The 18,300-nt window shown below is 60.9% G+C and carries 16 protein-coding genes and 1 pseudogene; 5 read left to right on the forward strand and 12 right to left on the reverse strand.

Annotated elements, in window-relative coordinates:
• Window positions 1–3 precede the first annotated feature (3 nt).
• The 10 genes and pseudogenes from DSC91_RS25595 to DSC91_RS25640 all read right to left on the reverse strand — a co-directional run bounded on the left by DSC91_RS25595 (window position 4) and on the right by DSC91_RS25640 (window position 13,147).
• Window positions 4–1,059, reverse strand: coding sequence for a branched-chain amino acid ABC transporter permease (locus DSC91_RS25595; RefSeq protein ID WP_115781423.1), 1,056 nt, complete (start codon window positions 1,057–1,059; stop codon window positions 4–6).
• Between the two features lie 204 nt (window positions 1,060–1,263).
• Complete coding sequence (locus DSC91_RS25600) at window positions 1,264–2,424, reverse strand: ABC transporter substrate-binding protein (protein WP_115781424.1); 1,161 nt, start codon at window positions 2,422–2,424, stop codon at window positions 1,264–1,266.
• A 415-nt stretch (window positions 2,425–2,839) separates the two neighbouring features.
• Window positions 2,840–2,986: pseudogene (locus DSC91_RS25605) on the reverse strand (ABC transporter substrate-binding protein); the annotation flags it as partial.
• Window positions 2,987–3,525: 539 nt separating this feature from the next.
• A complete protein-coding gene (locus tag DSC91_RS25610; protein WP_162831531.1) occupies window positions 3,526–4,497 on the reverse strand; it encodes a branched-chain amino acid ABC transporter permease in 972 nt (323 codons plus the stop codon).
• Window positions 4,497–5,381, reverse strand: coding sequence for a branched-chain amino acid ABC transporter permease (locus DSC91_RS25615; protein ID WP_115781426.1), 885 nt, complete (start codon window positions 5,379–5,381; stop codon window positions 4,497–4,499). The genes DSC91_RS25610 and DSC91_RS25615 overlap by 1 nt, the downstream gene beginning before the upstream one ends.
• 196 nt (window positions 5,382–5,577) lie before the next feature.
• Entirely contained in the window at window positions 5,578–6,792 is a 1,215-nt protein-coding gene (locus DSC91_RS25620; RefSeq protein WP_115781427.1) for an ABC transporter substrate-binding protein, read from the reverse strand.
• Between the two features lie 66 nt (window positions 6,793–6,858).
• Window positions 6,859–7,617, reverse strand: coding sequence for an ABC transporter ATP-binding protein (locus DSC91_RS25625; protein WP_115781428.1), 759 nt, complete (start codon window positions 7,615–7,617; stop codon window positions 6,859–6,861).
• Window positions 7,614–8,393, reverse strand: a complete 780-nt coding sequence (locus DSC91_RS25630) for an ABC transporter ATP-binding protein (protein ID WP_097390772.1) — start codon at window positions 8,391–8,393, stop codon at window positions 7,614–7,616. Before DSC91_RS25630 ends, DSC91_RS25625 begins: the two co-directional genes overlap by 4 nt.
• A gap of 480 nt (window positions 8,394–8,873) precedes the next feature.
• Window positions 8,874–10,589 (reverse strand): GMC family oxidoreductase, encoded by a 1,716-nt coding sequence (locus DSC91_RS25635; protein ID WP_115781429.1) that lies wholly within the window; start codon window positions 10,587–10,589, stop codon window positions 8,874–8,876.
• A 1,019-nt stretch (window positions 10,590–11,608) separates the two neighbouring features.
• Window positions 11,609–13,147: a CoA-acylating methylmalonate-semialdehyde dehydrogenase gene (locus DSC91_RS25640; RefSeq protein WP_115781430.1), complete on the reverse strand. Its 1,539-nt coding sequence runs from the start codon at window positions 13,145–13,147 to the stop codon at window positions 11,609–11,611.
• A 133-nt stretch (window positions 13,148–13,280) separates the two neighbouring features.
• On the opposite strand from DSC91_RS25640, the gene DSC91_RS25645 reads away from it, so the two are divergent.
• Together DSC91_RS25645 and DSC91_RS25650 are read left to right on the forward strand one after the other, a co-directional pair.
• The gene (locus DSC91_RS25645; RefSeq protein ID WP_115781431.1) at window positions 13,281–14,180 is read left to right on the forward strand and encodes a LysR family transcriptional regulator; all 900 of its coding nucleotides are present in this window, start codon (window positions 13,281–13,283) and stop codon (window positions 14,178–14,180) included.
• A 366-nt stretch (window positions 14,181–14,546) separates the two neighbouring features.
• On the forward strand, window positions 14,547–15,083 hold the full coding sequence (locus tag DSC91_RS25650; protein ID WP_115781432.1) for a class IV adenylate cyclase: 537 nt from the start codon (window positions 14,547–14,549) through the stop codon (window positions 15,081–15,083).
• Between the two features lie 86 nt (window positions 15,084–15,169).
• Here the strand turns inward: DSC91_RS25650 and DSC91_RS25655 are convergent, their stop codons facing one another.
• Entirely contained in the window at window positions 15,170–15,661 is a 492-nt protein-coding gene (locus DSC91_RS25655) for an Lrp/AsnC family transcriptional regulator (RefSeq protein ID WP_115781433.1), read from the reverse strand.
• A gap of 148 nt (window positions 15,662–15,809) precedes the next feature.
• On the opposite strand from DSC91_RS25655, the gene phhA reads away from it, so the two are divergent.
• Window positions 15,810–16,700 (forward strand): phenylalanine 4-monooxygenase, encoded by an 891-nt coding sequence (phhA, locus tag DSC91_RS25660; RefSeq protein ID WP_217482053.1) that lies wholly within the window; start codon window positions 15,810–15,812, stop codon window positions 16,698–16,700.
• 103 nt (window positions 16,701–16,803) lie between these two features.
• Window positions 16,804–17,094: a 4a-hydroxytetrahydrobiopterin dehydratase gene (locus DSC91_RS25665; protein WP_115781435.1), complete on the forward strand. Its 291-nt coding sequence runs from the start codon at window positions 16,804–16,806 to the stop codon at window positions 17,092–17,094.
• Between the two features lie 94 nt (window positions 17,095–17,188).
• On the opposite strand, the gene DSC91_RS25670 is transcribed toward DSC91_RS25665, so the two are convergent.
• Complete coding sequence (locus tag DSC91_RS25670; protein WP_115781436.1) at window positions 17,189–17,413, reverse strand: DUF3717 domain-containing protein; 225 nt, start codon at window positions 17,411–17,413, stop codon at window positions 17,189–17,191.
• 173 nt (window positions 17,414–17,586) lie between these two features.
• Here DSC91_RS25670 and DSC91_RS25675 point away from each other — a divergent pair, with 173 nt between their 5' ends.
• On the forward strand, window positions 17,587–18,273 hold the full coding sequence (locus tag DSC91_RS25675) for a response regulator transcription factor (RefSeq protein ID WP_028197606.1): 687 nt from the start codon (window positions 17,587–17,589) through the stop codon (window positions 18,271–18,273).
• Window positions 18,274–18,300 lie beyond the last annotated feature (27 nt).

Raw genomic sequence — 18,300 nt, forward strand, 5'->3', positions numbered from 1 at the left:
GTGTCACTCCTCTTCCTCTTCGGAGTGCGGGCTGGCCAGACTCCGCCACAACAGCACCGGGATGATCAGCGTGAACACGATCACTTCCTTATAGGCGCTCGCCCAGAACGATGAATACGACTCCAGCAAACCGACGAGGATCGAACCCGCCGCCGCCAGCGGATAGCTCACCAGGCCGCCGATAATCGCCCCCACGAAGCCCTTCAAACCGATCAGGAAGCCCGAGTCGTAGTAGATGGTGGTCAAGGGTGCGACAAGGATCCCGCACAGCGCACCGAGGCCCGCAGCGAGCGTGAACGCGAGACGCCCCGCTTGCGTCGTGCCGATGCCGACGAGCCGCGCGCCGAGCCGGTTCACGGACGTCGCGCGCAAAGCCTTGCCCGAGATCGAGCGATCGAAGTACAGATACAGCGCGCCGATCAGCACCACCGCCGTGCCGACCACCCACAGACTTTGTCCGGAGATCGACAGCGTGCCGAGGTTGAAGCTCGCATCGGAGAACGCCGTGGTGCGCGAGCCTTCCGCACCGAACATCACGAGCCCGAGGCCAACCATCGCAAAGTGCACCGCCACTGCCACGATCAGCAGCAGCAGCGTGGTCGCCTCCGCGATCGGCTCATACGCGAGCCGGTAAACGAACGGCCCCATCGGAATCACGATCAGCAGCGTCAGCGCGATTTGCGCGATCATCGGCAATGGATGCAGGAAAACACCTTGCGTGAGCGCATAGACCGCGATCGGAAACAGCAGATATTTGCCGATCAGCATCACCAGCGTGCGCGCCGCATGCCGGCGTTTTTCGGGATGCCGCACCAGCCCCGCAATTTCGACGACAAAGCATGCCGCGCCCATCGCCATCAACAGCCAGCACGTCGCCGGAAATTTTTGTGTCTGCAACGCGGCGAGCGTCAGCGCGCCGTACGAAACAAACTCCCCCTGCGGGATGAAGATCACCCGCGTCACGGAGAACACCAGCACTAACGCGAGCGCGAGCAGCGCGTAGATCGCGCCGGTGGTGATGCCGTCCTGCGCGAGGATCGCCGCAATTGATAGATCCATACTTCCTCGTCCTGAAGCGTCGAAGTCGAAACCGGGAACAGTCGTGGCGGCAGAACCCGCGGCCGGCCACTAACCAGCAATGTCGGAGAAAGCGACCGCCGCGCCGAAGCGCGGCGCGGCGGTCGTTGCCATTGTCATCGGACAGAATGGCAATGCGGCGTCATGTGCCGCATGCTGCGCGAGAGGCGCGTACCGTTTTTGTTGTTAGTCGTTCTGCAGCTTCCACTTGCCGTCGACGATCTGCACGATCACGCGTGCGCGCTTGTCGAGGCCGTTGTGGTCGGTCGTCGTGGTGTTCATGATGCCGTGCGAGACCGGCAGTTCCTTGATATTTTCAAGTGCGCCGCGCAGTGCCTCGCGGAACGCTTCGGTGCCCGGCTGAGCGGTCTTCAACGCGACCGGAACCGCAGCTTGCAGCATCTGGCCGGCGTCCCATGCATGACCGCCGAAGGTTGCCACCGAGCCCGCGCCATACGCTTTCTCATACGCCGCCTTGTAGGCCTCCGACGACTTCTTCACCGGATTCGATTCCGGCAACTGGTCCGCCACCAGGATCGGACCGGCGGGCAGGAATTCGCCTTCGCAATCCTTTGCACACACGCGCAGGAAGTCGTTGTTGGCGACGCCGTGCGTCTGGTAGACCTTGCCTTTGTAGCCGCGCTCCTTAAGCGTCTTGGCCGGCAGCGCGGACGGCGTACCCGCGCCCGCGATCAGCACCGCATCGGGGTTCGCGCCCATCGTCTTCAGCACCTGGCCGGTCACCGATGCATCGGTGCGGTTAAAGCGTTCGCTGGAGACGATCTTGAGATGGTGTGCCGCAGCCGCGGCGGTGAAGACGTTGTTCCAGCCGTCGCCATATGCATCCGCAAAGCCGATGAAGCCAACCGTCTTCACGCCATGACGCTCCATGTAGTCGGCGATCGCGTCAGCCATCAGACTGTCGTTTTGCGGCGGTTTGAAGGCCCATGCGCGCTTGGCGTCCATCGGCGAGATGATGGCGGCCGATGCCGCCAGCGAGATCACCGGCGTCTTGCCTTCGGCGGCGGCATCCAGCATCGCCAGCGAATTCGGCGTGGTCGTCGATCCGATGATCGCGTCCACGTGGTCTTCATCGATCAGCTTACGGGTGTTCTGCACGGCCTTGCCGGTATCCGATGCATCGTCAAGCACGATGTACTGCACCGTCTTGCCGCCGATCTCTTTGGGCAGAAGCGCGATCGTGTTCTTTTCAGGAATCCCGAGCGATGCGGTCGGCCCGGTCGTGGACAACGTGACGCCGATTTTCACCTGCGCGAAGGCGGCGCCCGCGCCGCACATCAACGCCATCGCGATGCCCGTGCGTACCCATTGCTTTGTCTTTTTCATGCAAGTCTCCAAGCGCTTTGAAGCGCGTATCTGTAATCCGGCCTACGGCCGGGTGTCTGAATCTAGTTATCGGGTCCAGGCGTGCCAAGCATGGTTTTCCCTGCTCGGCGCCAATGTCGTCGCCACCCTGGTGCCACTCCCCTGCTGAGAACCATGACTGCGGTGTCTTATGCGTCAAACACTAACATGTTAGTAGTATTGCGTTCTGCATCATGCACGGTCAATAGACTGTCGCCCGAATGCGGGTTTGTCCTGAAATCGTCCGCCTGGGTGCCGCTTTGACCACTCATTAACCACTCATCCCTTGCGTGCCCAACACGCTTCACGCACCGCCTTTCATCAAACGCGGACAATAAAAAAGACGCGTCAACTGCACGCGTCTTTTCAATGGGGTTCCGTATCGCTTCGCCCTCGCTCAGTCGCCGGACAGCTTCCACTTGCCGCCGGCGATCTCCACCATCACGCGAGCACGCTGGTCGAGACCAGCGTGCTCGTTCGCGCTCATGGCGAAGATGCCGCGGGAAGCCGGCATGTCTTTCGTGTTTTCGAGTGCCGCGCTCATCCAACGCAATGCCGACTTCATCCCGCTCCTCTGTCTACCCCGTTATGCATTCGAATTCAAATCCGCAAATTTGAATCCCCGACCAAGCGGTCGGTGAATGCGAGTTTAGCGGACGAAAGCGCCACGCCGCAAGCATTTTGCAGGGTAGCGACGAGTGAAATTGGGTGTGGTTCGGCGAATAAAAAAGGGGCACCGAATTAGCGGAGGATTTGAATGGCGAATGACCAAAAGCACAAATAAAAAGCGCTGTTGGATATCAATCCAACAGCGCTTTCGTCTGGGCACTGAGTGCCTCATGTCTCCTCGTTCTCCACCTGCAAAATTCGTGGTGCATCAGAACTGCATGAAGGTTAACCGAGCACGTGCCTGCTTACAACTAGCAATTACCCTAGTGGTGCACTGCGGCACAAATTTGGGGCACATTTTGTACAGCTTGGGTCGCGTGCTTGACGCCAAGCACAATGCAAGATTCGGCCTGGCCGACTTCAAGACCGCCGAATTATATCGGATACCAAAGCAATTTCAGATTCTGTGCGACTTCAGGCCCGCAATGGCCGCACTCGCGCGATGATCTCACCGACAATGCCGCGCCGAAACGCCAGCACGCAGGCAATAAAAATCACGCCCGTCACGATGGTCACGGATTCGCCCAGCGAGCGGAACCCTTCGACCCCCGTCGACGAAGCCAGCGCCGTGCCGATATCGCCGAGCCGGTCTTCGAGCGCAACGATTAGCGCCGCGCCGAGCAACGGCCCGAACAGTGTCCCCATGCCGCCGACAAGCGTCATCAGAATCACCAGACCCGACATGGTCCAGTACGCGTCGCTCAGCGTCTCGAAGCCCTGCACCAGTACCTTGAGCGAGCCCGCCAGACCGGCGATCCCGGCGGACAGAATAAACGCCAGCAGCTTGAAGCGATCGGTGTCGTAACCGAGCGACACGGCGCGCGGCTCGTTCTCCTTGATCGCCACCAGCACCTGCCCGAACGGCGAGTGCACGATCCGCACGATCAGCAGGAACGCCAACACCATCACAGCCAGCACGACAAAGTACAGCGCCACGTCCGACGACAGATCCAGCAAGCCGAACAGCTTGCCGCGCGGCACGCCTTGCAGGCCGTCCTCACCGTGCGTGAACGGCGCCTGCAGGAACACGAAGTAGACCATTTGCGCGAGCGCCAGCGTCACCATCGCGAAGTAGATGCCTTGCCGGCGGATCGCAAACAGGCCGACCACCAGCCCAAGCAAGGTCGCGGTCGCCGTGCCGGCCAGCACGCCCAGTTCCGGAGAGAAGCCGAGCGTCTGCATGGCATAGCCGGTGACGTAACCGGCCGACGCGAGAAACATCGCGTGACCAAACGAAAGCAGGCCCGTATAGCCGATCAGCAGATTGAAGGCCGCCGCGAACAACGCGAAACACAGCACCTTCATGACGAACAACGGATAGATGCCCAGCACGGGCACCGCGAGAAGCGCGATCAGCAGCAGACCGTAGAGCACTTTTCTCTGCATCATTTTTCCTTGCCGAAGAGACCCGCCGGGCGCACCAGCAACACAAGCGCCATGATGACGAAGACGACGGTCGCCGACGCTTCCGGGTAAAACACGCGCGTCAGCCCTTCGATCACGCCGAGCAGCAGGCCGGTCAGAATCGAGCCCATGATGGAACCCATGCCGCCGATCACGACCACCGCGAACACAGTGATGATCATCGGCTGGCCCATCAACGGCGACACTTGAATCACCGGCGCGGCAAGCACGCCGGCGAACGCCGCCAACGCAACGCCGAAACCATACGTGAGCGTGATCATCAACGGCACGTTGACGCCGAACGCCTCGACCAGCTTTGGGTTTTCGGTGCCCGCGCGCAGATAGGCGCCAAGCCGCGTCTTCTCGATCACGAACCACGTCGCGAAGCAGACCGCGAGCGACGCCACCACCACCCACGCGCGATAGTTCGGCAGGAACATGAAGCCGAGATCGGTCGCGCCGGAGAGTGCCGATGGCACGTCGTACGGCTGGCCGGACGAACCGTAGATCGAACGGAACACGCCTTCGACAACCAGCGTCAGTCCAAAGGTAAGCAGCAGCCCATACAGATGATCGAGCTTGTACAGCCAGCGCAGCATCGAGCGTTCGATCACAACGCCGAATACGCCGACGATCAGCGGCGCCAGCACCAGCATCACCCAGTACGGCAGGCCGAAATACGACAGGCCCATCCACGCAAGCATCGCGCCGAGCATGAACAGCGCGCCATGCGCGAAATTGATCACGTTGAGCAAGCCGAAGATCACAGCAAGACCCAGGCTCAGAATCGCGTAGAACGAGCCGTTCACGAGCCCCAGCAGCAGCTGGCTCAGCATCGCCGGTAGCGGAACGCCAAAGATTTCCATTGAAGCCTTAATCCCTTAAGCCATCGCCATGGTGAGATCGGTTATGCACGATCCAGCCGGCGTGCGACCGACGAACCATCCGTTCGGTCGCGCACGGCATATGAAGCAGCTTGCCATCAGTCTGTGTACCAACACTGCGTCACGCATTGCCCACCAGGCATAGCAGACTGACGGTCATCTGGTTATCGGTCCGCCCTTATTTCCACATCGCGCAGCGCGTTTCGGCCTTGGTCGTGAACGCCTGTTCGCCGGGAATCGTCGCTGTGATCTTGTAGTAGTCCCACGGCTCTTTGGATTCGGCCGGCGTCTTCACCTGCATCAGGTACATGTCGTGGATCATGCTGCCGTCCTGACGGATGTAGCCCTTCGCGTAGAAGTCGTCGATCTTGGCCTTCTTCAGTTGCGCCATCACCTTGTCCGAGTCGGTCGAACCGACCGCCTGCACGGCCTTCAGGTAAGTCATGGTTGCCGAATAGTCGGCAGCCTGCAGGCTCGACGGCATCTTCCTCATCTTGTCGAAGTAGCGCCGCGCCCACGCGCGCGTGTTGGCGTCCTTGTTCCAGTACCAGCTGTCCGTCAACACCAGGCCCTGGGTGGTTTCCAGGCCCAGACTGTGGACGTCGTCGATAAACATCAGCAGCGCGGCCAGCTTCATGGTCTTCATGATGCCGAATTCCTTGGCGGCCTTGATCGAGTTGATCGTGTCGCCGCCCGCGTTGGCGAGACCGAGGATCTGTGCCTTCGACGCTTGCGCCTGCAACAGGAATGACGAGAAGTCCGAAGCCGACAGCGGATGACGCACGGCGCCCAGCACCTGGCCGCCGTTGGCCTTCACCACGTCCGACGTATTCTTTTCGAGCGCCTTGCCGAAGGCGTAGTCGGCGGTCAGGAAGTACCACGTCTTGCCGCCCTGCTTCGTCACCGCCGAGCCGGTGCCCTTGGCGAGCGCTGTCGTGTCGTACGCATAGTGGATCGTGTACGGCGTGCACTGTTCATTGGTGAGGGTGTCGGCCCCCGCGCCGATGCTGATATAGACCTTGTGCTTTTCGCCGGCCACCGTGTTCATCGACAGCCCGGTTGCCGAATTCGTGCCGCCGATCAGCAGATCGACGCCATCGCGATCGAACCATTCGCGCGCCCGCGACGCAGCGATGTCCGCCTTGTTCTGGTGATCGGCATAGACCACCGAGATCGGCTTGCCATTGACCTTGCCGCCGAAGTCGGCCACGGCCATGCGGATCGCTTCGAGACCGCCCTGACCGTCAATGTCCGCATACAGACCCGACATGTCGGTGATGAAGCCGATCTTCACTGCATCGTCAGCCGCTTGCGCGCTGCCCATCGTCAACGCGGCGCCGGCGGCAACCGCGAAACATAGTGTGGCAAGCCGCGCGAGTGGGTTCTTTTTCATTCCTGTCTCCTGGTTTCTTCGCTTGTGGTTATCAGAGGCATTCGGACGCTTCTCGTTACTTCCTGTCTATACGCCCAGTAGGTCGTGCAATACCGGCATCTTGCTTTCGAGCTCGCCGGCCTCGAAGTGCTCCACGATCGCACCGTGCTCCATCACGTAGAAACGATCGGCGAGCGGCGCGGCAAAGCGGAAATTCTGTTCGACCATCACGACCGTGTAGCCGCGCGCCTTGAGCGTCATGATCATGCGGGCGAGCGCTTGCACGATGACCGGCGCAAGGCCTTCCGAGATCTCGTCGAGCAGCAGCAAACTCGCGCCAGTGCGCAGAATGCGCGCGACTGCCAGCATCTGCTGCTCGCCACCTGAGAGCCGCGTACCCTGGCTCATCCGGCGTTCCTGCAGATTCGGAAACATCGAATAGATTTCTTCGAGCGACATCATGTGCGCCTTGTCGCCAACGGGCGGCGGCAACAGCAGGTTTTCCTCACATGAGAGGCTCGAAAAAATCCCACGCTCTTCCGGGCAGTAACCGATGCCGCAATGAGCGATGCGATGCGTGGGCAGGTTGACGGTTTCGCGCCCGCCGATGCGGATCGAACCGGTGCGCCGGCCAGTCAGCCCCATGATCGCGCGCAGTGTGGTGGTGCGCCCCGCGCCGTTACGGCCCAGCAGCGTGACGACTTCGCCGCGGTTCACCGTCAGATCGACGCCATGCAGGATATGGGACTCCCCGTACCATGCCTGCAAACCCGTGATCTCCAGCGCGGGGGCACCGTCAGCCGTACCGCTCACTTCGAGGTTTTCGCGCTCGACAATCGTATTCATGCGTGGGCTCCGGCGAGCGCGGCGTCGGCGCTGCCCATATAGGCTTGCATCACGAGCGGGTTCTTCGACACTTCGGCATAGCTGCCTTCCGCGAGCACCTCGCCCCGTTGCAGTACGGTGATGGTGTCGGAGATGCCGGCGATCACGTTCATGTTGTGTTCGACCATCAGAATCGTGCGACCGCTCGACACTTTCTTGATCAAGGCCGTGACGCGATCGACGTCTTCGTGGCCCATGCCTTGCGTCGGTTCGTCGAGCAGCATCAACTCGGGCTCCATCGCGAGCGTGGTGGCAATTTCCAGTGCGCGCTTGCGACCATAGGACAGTTCTACCGTAAGCACATCGGCAAAATCGGTCAATCCGACCTGGGTGAGCAGGTCCATTGCTCGATCATCGAGTTGGCGCAGCGTGCGTTCGCTTTTCCAGAAATGAAATGCCGTGCCGAGCACGCGCTGCAACCCGATGCGCACATTCTGCAATGCTGTCAGATGCGGAAATACAGCAGAGATCTGAAACGAGCGGATGATGCCGCGCCGGGCGATCTGCGCCGGGCGTTCATTGGTGATGTCGATTCCGTTGAACACGATCTGGCCCGCAGTCGGTTCGAGGAATTTGGTGAGCAGATTGAAGCAGGTGGTCTTGCCTGCCCCATTGGGGCCGATCAGCGCATGGATCGAGCCACGGCGCACCCGCAGGTTCACCCCGTTCACGGCGATGAAGCCTTTGAACTCGCGGGTGAGGCCGCGCGTTTCGAGAATCGTATCGCCGAGAATCATGTTCCCTTCCATACGGAGTAAGGCGAAGCATTACGATCTTCCGCGCGAACGGCTGCGCGACTTTTATATGACGGCGGCACCCCGTGCCGCTCGTTGGCGTACTGCACCAATCCGGACGGTAATCCATGGGCGGCACGCAGCATGGCTGCCATTGTCGCGCCAATGATGCAGCGCATTCATTGGGATTTGCACTTAGTGGATGACGACTGTTTGAAGTGGGGCCGACGCGTATTCAAGCCGCGCTTCGATCTTGCTCGGGGATGCGCGTGCGATGCTTCAATCGCGCTCGGCACGTGCCGGGGGATGCGCAAAGGATGCGTCAACCATGCTCAGGGCGTGTCTCGGGATGCGTGATGGGTGCTTCAACCGTGCCCGGCGCGAGTCTGGCGGATACGCGAGCGATCCGTTAATCGTGCTCGGGGCATGCCAGGGAAAGTCCGATGCGCGCGCCGGCCTCGGCTCCCGTTGTCACACTGCGTGTCACATCGCGGACATGGACGGCGCAGCACTCGACTGAACCGCGACGCTGCCGGCCACGCGTGCGCGGCGGTCTTCACGGATCATGTCGCTGGCGCGTTCGGCGATCATCAGCGTCGGCGAATTGGTGTTGCCCGAAGTAATGGACGGCATGATTGATGCATCGACCACACGCAAACCGTCAACCCCGATAACTCGTAGGCGGTTATCGACTACCGCGCCAGGATCGTCGACGGCGCCCATCCGGCAGGTGCCCACCGGATGAAAGATGGTGGTGCCAACCGCGCCCGCGGCCTGTTGAAGCTCCTCTTCGGTCTGGTACTGGATACCGGGCAGAATCTCCTGCGGCCGATAGGGTGCGAGCGCTGGCGCCGCGGCAATGCGGCGCGTGAGACGCAATGCGTTAGCGGCGACGTGCCGGTCGTAATCGGTGGACAGATAATTCGGTGCGATCAACGGCGGCGCTGAAGCATCGGCCGATTCGATGTGAATGCTGCCGCGCGACGTCGGCCGCAACTGACACACCGACGCGGTGAATGCATTGAAGCGATGCAACGGTCCGCCGAAACGATCGAGCGAGAGAGGCTGAACGTGATACTCGAGATCGGGGCGCGTGAGCGAGCGATCGTCCGGATCGGATTTGGCGAACGCCCCGAGTTGCGACGGCGACATGGACATGGGACCGCTTTGAAAGAGCGCGTACTGCATGCCGATCATCAGCTTGCCCCACCAATGCGCGGAGGCCGTATTGAGCGTGCGCACGCCGTCGACCTTGTACGCCATCCGCAATTGCAGATGATCCTGCAGATTTTCGCCGACGCCGCGCAGATCCTTCACCACCTCGATACCGAGATTCTGCAAGCGTGCACCGTTGCCGATACCTGAGAGTTCGAGCAATTGCGGCGAGTTGACTGCGCCAGCACTGAGGATCACTTCGCAACGGGCTTTGGCGAGATAGTCGGTGTTGTCGCCGCGATATTCGACACCAGTGCAACGACCTCCTTCGAACACGACGCGCTGCGTGTGAGCGCCGGTGATGACCGTGAGATTCGGGCGTTTGAGCGCCGGGCGCAAGAAAGCTTTCGACGCATTCCAGCGGATGCCGCGTTTCTGATTGACGTCGAAGTAGCCAACGCCAGTGTTGTCGCCGCGATTGAAGTCGTCAGTGGCGGGGATGCCGGTTTGTTGCGCGGCTTGTGAAAACTCTTCGAGGATTTTCCATTTCAGGCGCTGCTTTTCGACTCGCCACGGGCCGCCCGCTCCGTGCGATTCGGAGGCGCCGGCGTGATGGTCTTCGCTGCGCTTGAAGACGGGGAGGACCTCGTTCCAGGACCAGGAGGCGTCGTTGGTGACGCGGGCCCATTCATCGTAGTCCTCGCGCTGGCCGCGCATGTAGATCATGCCGTTGATCGATGAACTGCCGCCTAGTACTCTGCCCCGCGGGTATGAAAGGGAGCGACCGTTCAGGCCGGGTTCTGATTGCGTTTTGTAGAGCCAATCCGTGCGGGGATTGCCGATGCAGTAGAGGTAGCCTACCGGCACGTGGATCCAGTGGTAATCGTCTTTGCCGCCGGCTTCTAACAGGAGCACCTCTATTTCTGGATCTGCCGATAGGCGGTTGGCTAGCACGCAACCTGCCGTGCCGGCGCCGACTATGATGTAGTCGAATTCGCCTTCCAGGCGGCGGGGTGTTGTTGGCGATTTTTCTGAGGTGGTCATTGTTTTGTCTCCTAAGATTTTTTGCCTGCGGCGCTTGAGGGTTGTTTGCCTGCGGCGGTGGGGTTTGCTTTCATCCGCTTGTCCGCTCGGTGTGTTCTTGTCCGTGTGCCTGCGGTGTTGGCCTTTCCTTGTTTTGTTTGTGGTTTATTAGCGTTCGCCCCTGTGCGGGGCAGGCACTTACTTTCTTTGCCGCCGCAAAGAAAGTAAGCAAAGAAAGCGGCTCACACCGCTCATGCTAAGCGGGCACCGTAGCTCGCACACGGTAGTGGTGCATCTGGAATCCGTGCTCGCGCACCTGCATACGCTAGTGACAAAGGCGTCATACTTCCGGCGGCGCTGCGCGCACCGAAGCGTACTTCATAAAACCACCCACTACGTTTCCGCCCCTGCATTTGCGATCTCACGTTTTGCTCTGCACGCAAACTCATCGTCCCGTCGCAACTATGACTGCGCGACTGCGACTGCGACTGCGACTGCGACTGCGACTGCGACTGCGACTGCGACTGCGACTGCGACTGCGACTGCGACTGCGACTGCAGCAAACCGACATTCCATTCGAAATGAGGGTTCCGCTATTGAGTACGGAGCTGTCTCGCCGAGGCGAAGCCGAGGTTCCCACCACACTCGAACGAAGCCGCTGGTTTCCCTGGCAGACCCGTCCGCGACGCGCGCAGTGCGGAGTGGGAGCTGATGAGCCCTTTGTCACTAACGCCTGAAGGTGCGAGGGCACGGATTCCAGATGCACCACTACCGCATGCAGGCTACGGTGCCCGCTTAGCATGAGTGGTGTGAGCCGCTTTCTTTGCCTACTTTCTTTGCGGCGGCAAAGAAAGTAGGTGCCTGCCCCGCACAGGGGCGAACGCTAATAGACCACTAACAATTCAAGGAAAGGCACGAAAGCCAGATCAAGGAAAGGCACCAAATCCAGATCAAGGAAAGGCCAACGCCGTAAAAACACAGACAACAAGGCCAGCTCAACAAAAACCCGCCGCCGCAGGCACCCAACCCAAACCCCACCCCTACTTCGCTACCGGCATAGTAAACTCAGCCCCCTTCCCGATGCTATCGGGCCACCTCTGCATGATGCTCTTGTAGCGCGTATAAAACCGAACACCCTCCTCCCCATAGGCATGGTGATCACCAAAAAGAGACCTCTTCCACCCGCCAAAAGAATGCCATGCCATCGGCACCGGAATCGGCACATTAATCCCCACCATCCCAATCTGGATCTGCCGCGAAAACGCCCGAGCCACCCCACCATCGGAGGTAAACAACGACACCCCATTGGCAAACTCATTAGCGTTAATGAGCTCAACGGCAGAAGCAAAATCCGGCACCCGCACCACACACAGCACGGGTCCAAAAATCTCTTCACGATAAATCTTCATATCGGTCGAGACATCGTCGAACAACGTGCCGCCGAGAAAGAACCCCTTCTCATGGCCTGCCACTTGATGGCCACGCCCATCGACAATCAACTTCGCACCAGCTACAACGCCGGCATCGATATAACCCGCCACTTTCTCGCGATGCGCCGCCGTCACCAATGGCCCCATCTCGGCTTCCGACTCCATGCCGTTCAGAATCTTCAGGCTCTTCACTCGCGGTGTCAGTCGCTCGATCAACTCGTCAGCAATGTGCCCTACCGCAACCGCAACCGATATCGCCATGCAGCGCTCGCCCGCCGAACCATACGCCGCGCCGACCAACGCATCGACAGCCTGATCGAGATCCGCATCCGGCATCACCACAAGGTGATTCTTCGCCCCGCCCAAAGCCTGCACGCGCTTGCCGTGCTTCGTGCCTTCCGTATAGATGTATTCGGCAATCGGCGTCGAACCGACAAACGACAACGCGCTTACCTCAGGATGCACGAGCAATGCATCAACGGCCACCTTGTCGCCGTGCACGACGTTGAACACGCCATCCGGCAAACCGGCTTCCTTCAACAATTCGGCAAGGCGATTCGATACCGACGGATCACGCTCCGATGGCTTCAACACGAACGTGTTGCCGCATGCGATCGCAACCGGGAACATCCAGCACGGCACCATCATCGGGAAATTGAATGGCGTAACGCCGGCGACCACGCCCAGCGGCTGGCGCAGATTCCAGTTGTCGATGCCACCGCCGATCTGGTCGGTGAAGTCGGTTTTCAGCAGATTCGGAATGCCACACGCGAACTCGACGATCTCGATGCCGCGCATCACTTCGCCCTTCGCATCGGAAAACACCTTGCCATGCTCGCGCGTGATCAACTCGGCCAGTTCGTCATGGTGACGGTCGAGCAACTCCTTGAATTTGAACAGCACGCGCGCCCGCTTGATCGGCGCGGTTTCGCTCCATGCAGGAAACGCAGCGCTGGCAGCGGCAACCGCCGCATCCACTTCGGCGACGCTCGCCAGCGGCACGCGTGCGCTCACGCTGCCCAGCGCAGGATTGAAAACGTCGCCGAAACGGCCGCTCGTGCCGTCGACCGTCTTGCCGTTGATGAAATGGGTCAGCGCGCGTGCGCTCGTCTCGCTCCGGACAGCCTCGTCCTGATATGTCTCGCTCATCTTCTTGTCCTCGTCCTGTGAATGTTTTCCGCCCGTGGCGAACGGCGTGATGAACGCAAGCGTACGGCGCTTCGGGGCGACAAATCCAATGAGTAATGCTCAACTGCGCTATAAGCCGAGCTAATATCAGGATATGGATCTGACTCTGCTACGGGCGTTCGTCACCGTCGCACGCGAGGGCAATCTCACGCGTGCTGCGGTGCAGCTTCACCTGACCCAACCTGCCGTCAGCCTGCAAATCAAGCATTTGCAGGAGACGCTCGGCGTGACACTGTTCACGCGGACCTCGCACGGGCTTTCGCTGACACGCGACGGCCAGGCCTTGCTGCCCCACGCCGAACGTGCGCTGGGCGCCGCGAGCGACGTGCAGCGTGCGGCGGCATCGCTGCGCCACGAGGTGCGCGGCCGGTTGCGGATCGGCACGATTCTCGACCCGGCCTTTTTGCGCCTCGGCGGCTTTCTCAAGCAGCTGGTGGAGACCTGGCCGCGCATTGAAACAGCCTTGCGCCACGGAATGTCGGGCTGGGTGCTGGAGCAGGTTCGCGCGGGCGAACTGGATGTGGGCTACTACATCGGCCTTCCATCCGACGACGAGGCCCGCGACGGCGCCACCTTTCACGCCGTCACCCTGACGCATTTCCAGTACCGCGTGCTGGCGCCGGCGGGCTGGAAGGATCGCGTGAAGGGCGCGCGCGACTGGCGTTCGCTCGCCGCATTGCCGTGGATCTGGACGCCGCCCGCGTCCGCGCACAATAGACTGCTGTCGCGCTGCTTTGACGAGGCCGGCGTCAAACCGGTCAAGGTGGCGGAAGTGGACCAGGAGCCGTCGATGCTCGATCTGGTCAAATCAGGCGTCGGTCTGACGCTCGCGCGCGATGCCACCGCGATCGCCGAAGCGCATGCGCACGCGTTGACCATCGTCGAAGGCGTCACCGTGCCGACCCAGCTCAGCTTCATTACGCTCGCGGAACGGAAGGACGAACCAGCGATTGCAGCGGCGCTGAAGCTGATCGAGCAGCAATGGGCGACTTGAAGCCGGTGTGAATGCCGGCTTGAAGCCAGCCCGGGCGCACCGCGAGGGCGATATGAGCGGCTCTCATGACAGCCGCGCACCCTGCGGCCGATTGTCATCTCGCCGCCTGTCGTCGCAAACCGCTTCCCGTTGGTGGCGCAAGCAGAGCAACCTCGCAGGCCGCCAATCGAGGTTCGCCTCGAAGCCCGCATGGGCTGGCTCCATCATCTGAAACCACGCCGTCACGCACTTTTTGTTAGATTGAGGGTTCGCGCTCACGCGCCGGCCCGCATCGTTTCCGTTCCGTCTGACTTTGTCCTTCCCGGCAGCTTCGCCCCGGCAACACCGGAAGCTGCTGACCACGCCATCCTTCGACAGGAGCCTGACATGGCACGCAACATTGAAATCAAAGCCCGCGCCCAGCATTTCGAGCAACTACGCGAACGCGCCGCGAAGCTTGCGCCGGACGCACCGTTGATCTTCCGCCAGCAGGATTTTTTCTACGATGTGCCGCGCGGCCGCCTGAAGCTGCGTCAGTTCGACGACGGCACGCCAGCCGAACTGATCTTCTATCAGCGCGACGACCGCGATGGCCCGAAGGCGTCGTATTACACGCGCAGCCCCGTGACCAACCCTGAAGCGATGCACGCGCTGCTCGCCACGGCGCTGACCACGCGCGGCATTGTCACGAAGGAACGTCACGTGTATCTGACGGGCCGTACGCGGATCCATCTGGACCGCGTCGATGGTCTCGGCGACTTCGTCGAACTCGAAGTGGTGCTGGCTCAGGACGACGACGAAGAAGGCGGCCACGCCGAAGCGCACGCGATGTTCCAGACCCTCGGCGTGCCGGAATCGGATCTGGTGGCGGTGGCTTATGTCGACTTGTTGAGCCCGGACACTGAACCGAGGCAGGCTGCGTAAAACTTAGGCATCAAGGGTCGTGGCGGCGTCAATCCCGGAACCACGGCCCGAAGGGCCTCAACACGAGAAAGGCCGGGCCGCCCACATCAAGCGGCAGCCGTCCCCGGCGACAGGTGGCCGAGCGGCAACGGCCCATTGCGCTTGAATGTGGTCAACACGATATTGGAGCGCACGCTGTCGACACCCGGTACGCGCATCAACTTCTTCATCACGAACGTCGAGAGATAGTTCAGATCGGGCGCGACGATGCGCAGCAGATAGTCGGCGTCGCCGACCACCGCGTGACATTCCAGTACTTCCGGTAGCACCTCGATCTGTTGCTGGAACTGCTCGATGATCGAGTCGCCGTGATGCTTCAACTTCAGACTCGTAAAAGCCGTCACGCCGAGCCCGAGTTTTTCCGGGCGCAGCACGACGCGATAGCCGTCCACCACGCCCACCTGTTCCAGACGCTGCAAGCGCCGTCCAATCTGCGACGGCGACAGCGGCACCTGCTCTGCCAGTTGCTGATGGGTGGCCCGGCCGAAGCGCTGGAGGACGTCCAGCAGCGCAAGATCGAAGTGATCGAGTTCTAGCATGATCGATATCCGCATCAAACATATAATTAATGCACGATTATTGCATATTGATACGCCATAACGCCATCATTGCGCCCTTCCCGCGTGCCTGCCGCTCTACACTTGCATCACCGTTTCAACCCGCAGTCACCGTAGAGCGCGCAGCATCATGTCCACCGCCAACACCGCCAAACTCAAAGAGCAATTCGACGCCGGCCTCGAAACCCGCGCCGACTTCACCATCGACCAGCCAACCGAACGCTATGGCGCAGTCGATCACGCCGTATGGCAGCAGCTTTATGCGCGCCAGACCGCGCTACTCAAGGGCCGAGTGTGCGATGAGTTTCTGGCAGGCGTCGACTGTATCGGCATGCCGTCCGACCGCGTGCCCTCCTTCGATGAAATCAACGCAAAGCTGACGCCTGCGACGGGCTGGCAAATCGTCGCCGTGCCCGGACTCGTACCCGACCAGGTGTTCTTCGAGCATCTCGCGAACCGCCGCTTTCCGGTGACGTGGTGGATGCGCCGCCCCGACCAGCTCGATTATCTGCAGGAACCAGACTGTTTTCACGATCTGTTCGGCCACGTGCCGCTGCTGATCAATCCGGTGTTTGCGGACTATATGCACGCGTACGGCCGCGCGGCGCTTGCCGCCAATGATGCCGGCGCCCTGCCGCTGCTCGCGCGGCTCTACTGGTACACCGTCGAGTTCGGCCTGATCCGCGATGCGGCGAGTCCGAATGGCGTGAAGATCTACGGCGCGGGCATCGTGTCGAGCAAAGGCGAGACGCTCTACAGCCAGCAAAGCGCGGCGCCGAACCGGCTCGGTTTCGACCTCGAACGGGTGATGCGCACGCGCTACCGCATCGACACGTTCCAGAAAACCTACTTCGTGATCGATGACTTCGCGCAATTGTTCGGCGTCGCGCAAACCGACTTCGCGCCGCTGCTGGCCAGGCTGGCCACAAAGCCGGCATTCGCGGCAGGCGACGTGCTCGAGTGCGATCGTGTCATCACGCGCGGCTCGCAGGAAGGCTGGCAGGCCGACGGCGATATCTGACAACACCGGCCGAGCAGGCCGGCAGCAGGCTGACGGCATCCGTGAAAAAATAGCGGATACGCACGCCTGCCGGCGCGCCTGTTCAGATCAATGAGGTAGCACCATGATCAACAAACTGACTTCCGAAGAACGCGCCACGCAGGTGGCCGAACTGCGCGGCTGGCAAGCCGTGGCGGGCCGGGACGCGATTCAGCGCCATTTCAGGTTCGCCGACTTCAACGAAGCCTTCGGCTTCATGACGCGCGTGGCGATCAAGGCGCAGGAGATGGATCACCATCCGGAATGGTTCAACGTGTACAACAAGGTGGAGATCACCCTGTCGACGCACGAGGCCAATGGCTTGACCGAGCGGGACATTAAATTGGCCCGATTTATCGACAGTATTACTGCGTAATACGAGCGATCAGGTGCCTTGATACACCGTGCACCGAACGATTTGACGGGAGTGAAAGGGCATTGCAGGCAATCCGGCGCCCAAACCTTCAGTTCTACAGGCTATTATTAAGGCGCACGTAAGAATCCCAAGCTTGCTTGGCAAACCCGTCTAAACGATCCGGCGATAGCGTCTGCTGACGCTGTACAATCATCAGCGCATACGGCTTGGAGAGCGCGCTTGCCTCCTTGCACAGAACGAGTTCGTCGCCGCTCGAAGGTGAGCGGGCGCGCCAGAAGTTGATCGCGGCTTCCAGTTCGTGAATCGTTATCTCGGACATGACTTCGTGATCGCTCGGTGGCTGCCTGATAGCTACTTCATGGCTGCTCGATAGCTGTCTCGTGGCCGCCTGGTGCCAGTCCGGCACGGCCACGCGGCACGCTGCCTGTGCAGCAGGCGCTCCGGCGAACCGCTTGCCCAAACGCCTAAAACCATTGTACTTGAGCGAAATCCATGCGACTCCTTCTGATCGAAGATGACCGCCCCATCGCACGCGGCATCCAAAGTAGTCTCGAACAAGCCGGCTTCACCGTCGACATGGTCCATGACGGCATTTTCGCCGAACAGGCCCTCACCCAAAACCGCCATGAACTGGTGATCCTCGATCTGGGCCTGCCCGGTATCGATGGCATGACGCTGCTCGCGCGCTTCCGTCAGAGCAATCGTCACACACCGGTGATCATCCTCACCGCGCGTGACGAGTTGAACGACCGCGTGCAAGGCCTGAATTCCGGCGCGGACGACTACATGCTGAAGCCGTTCGAACCCACCGAACTCGAAGCGCGCATCCGCGCCGTGATGCGCCGCAGCGGCCCGCATGGCGACATGCCGCGTCCGGAAGTCTCGCTGGGCGGTGTGCGTCTGTCGGGCGTCGATCGCCGCATTTTCAACGACGACAAGCCGCTCGAACTGTCGCCGCGTGAATTCGCGGTGCTCGAAATGCTGCTGCTGCGCCACGGCCGCGTGGTCAGCAAGGCTCAGCTGCAAGACCATCTGACGCACTTCGGCGGCGATCTCGGCGATACCGCGATCGAAGTCTACGTGCACCGGGTGCGCAAAAAGCTCGAAAACTGCCGTGTCGAAATCGTCACGGTGCGTGGCTTCGGTTACCTGTTGCAGGAAATCCGCCAGGCCGCATAATCGTCGCAAGGGCCGCAATCCGTATTG

This window comes from Paraburkholderia caffeinilytica, assembly GCF_003368325.1.
Lineage (GTDB): Bacteria > Pseudomonadota > Gammaproteobacteria > Burkholderiales > Burkholderiaceae > Paraburkholderia > Paraburkholderia caffeinilytica.

What these genes read in the sequence shown, in the direction of transcription:
- DSC91_RS25595 (WP_115781423.1), bottom strand. Translation starts at nt 1,059, where the DNA reads ATGGATCTATCAATTGCGGCGATCCTCGCGCAGGACGGCATCACCACC.
- DSC91_RS25600 (WP_115781424.1), bottom strand. Translation starts at nt 2,424, where the DNA reads ATGAAAAAGACAAAGCAATGGGTACGCACGGGCATCGCGATGGCGTTG.
- DSC91_RS25610 (WP_162831531.1), bottom strand. Translation starts at nt 4,497, where the DNA reads ATGCAGAGAAAAGTGCTCTACGGTCTGCTGCTGATCGCGCTTCTCGCG.
- DSC91_RS25615 (WP_115781426.1), bottom strand. Translation starts at nt 5,381, where the DNA reads ATGGAAATCTTTGGCGTTCCGCTACCGGCGATGCTGAGCCAGCTGCTG.
- DSC91_RS25620 (WP_115781427.1), bottom strand. Translation starts at nt 6,792, where the DNA reads ATGAAAAAGAACCCACTCGCGCGGCTTGCCACACTATGTTTCGCGGTT.
- DSC91_RS25625 (WP_115781428.1), bottom strand. Translation starts at nt 7,617, where the DNA reads ATGAATACGATTGTCGAGCGCGAAAACCTCGAAGTGAGCGGTACGGCT.
- DSC91_RS25630 (WP_097390772.1), bottom strand. Translation starts at nt 8,393, where the DNA reads ATGATTCTCGGCGATACGATTCTCGAAACGCGCGGCCTCACCCGCGAG.
- DSC91_RS25635 (WP_115781429.1), bottom strand. Translation starts at nt 10,589, where the DNA reads ATGACCACCTCAGAAAAATCGCCAACAACACCCCGCCGCCTGGAAGGC.
- DSC91_RS25640 (WP_115781430.1), bottom strand. Translation starts at nt 13,147, where the DNA reads ATGAGCGAGACATATCAGGACGAGGCTGTCCGGAGCGAGACGAGCGCA.
- DSC91_RS25645 (WP_115781431.1), top strand. Translation starts at nt 13,281, where the DNA reads ATGGATCTGACTCTGCTACGGGCGTTCGTCACCGTCGCACGCGAGGGC.
- DSC91_RS25650 (WP_115781432.1), top strand. Translation starts at nt 14,547, where the DNA reads ATGGCACGCAACATTGAAATCAAAGCCCGCGCCCAGCATTTCGAGCAA.
- DSC91_RS25655 (WP_115781433.1), bottom strand. Translation starts at nt 15,661, where the DNA reads ATGCTAGAACTCGATCACTTCGATCTTGCGCTGCTGGACGTCCTCCAG.
- phhA (WP_217482053.1), top strand. Translation starts at nt 15,810, where the DNA reads ATGTCCACCGCCAACACCGCCAAACTCAAAGAGCAATTCGACGCCGGC.
- DSC91_RS25665 (WP_115781435.1), top strand. Translation starts at nt 16,804, where the DNA reads ATGATCAACAAACTGACTTCCGAAGAACGCGCCACGCAGGTGGCCGAA.
- DSC91_RS25670 (WP_115781436.1), bottom strand. Translation starts at nt 17,413, where the DNA reads ATGTCCGAGATAACGATTCACGAACTGGAAGCCGCGATCAACTTCTGG.
- DSC91_RS25675 (WP_028197606.1), top strand. Translation starts at nt 17,587, where the DNA reads ATGCGACTCCTTCTGATCGAAGATGACCGCCCCATCGCACGCGGCATC.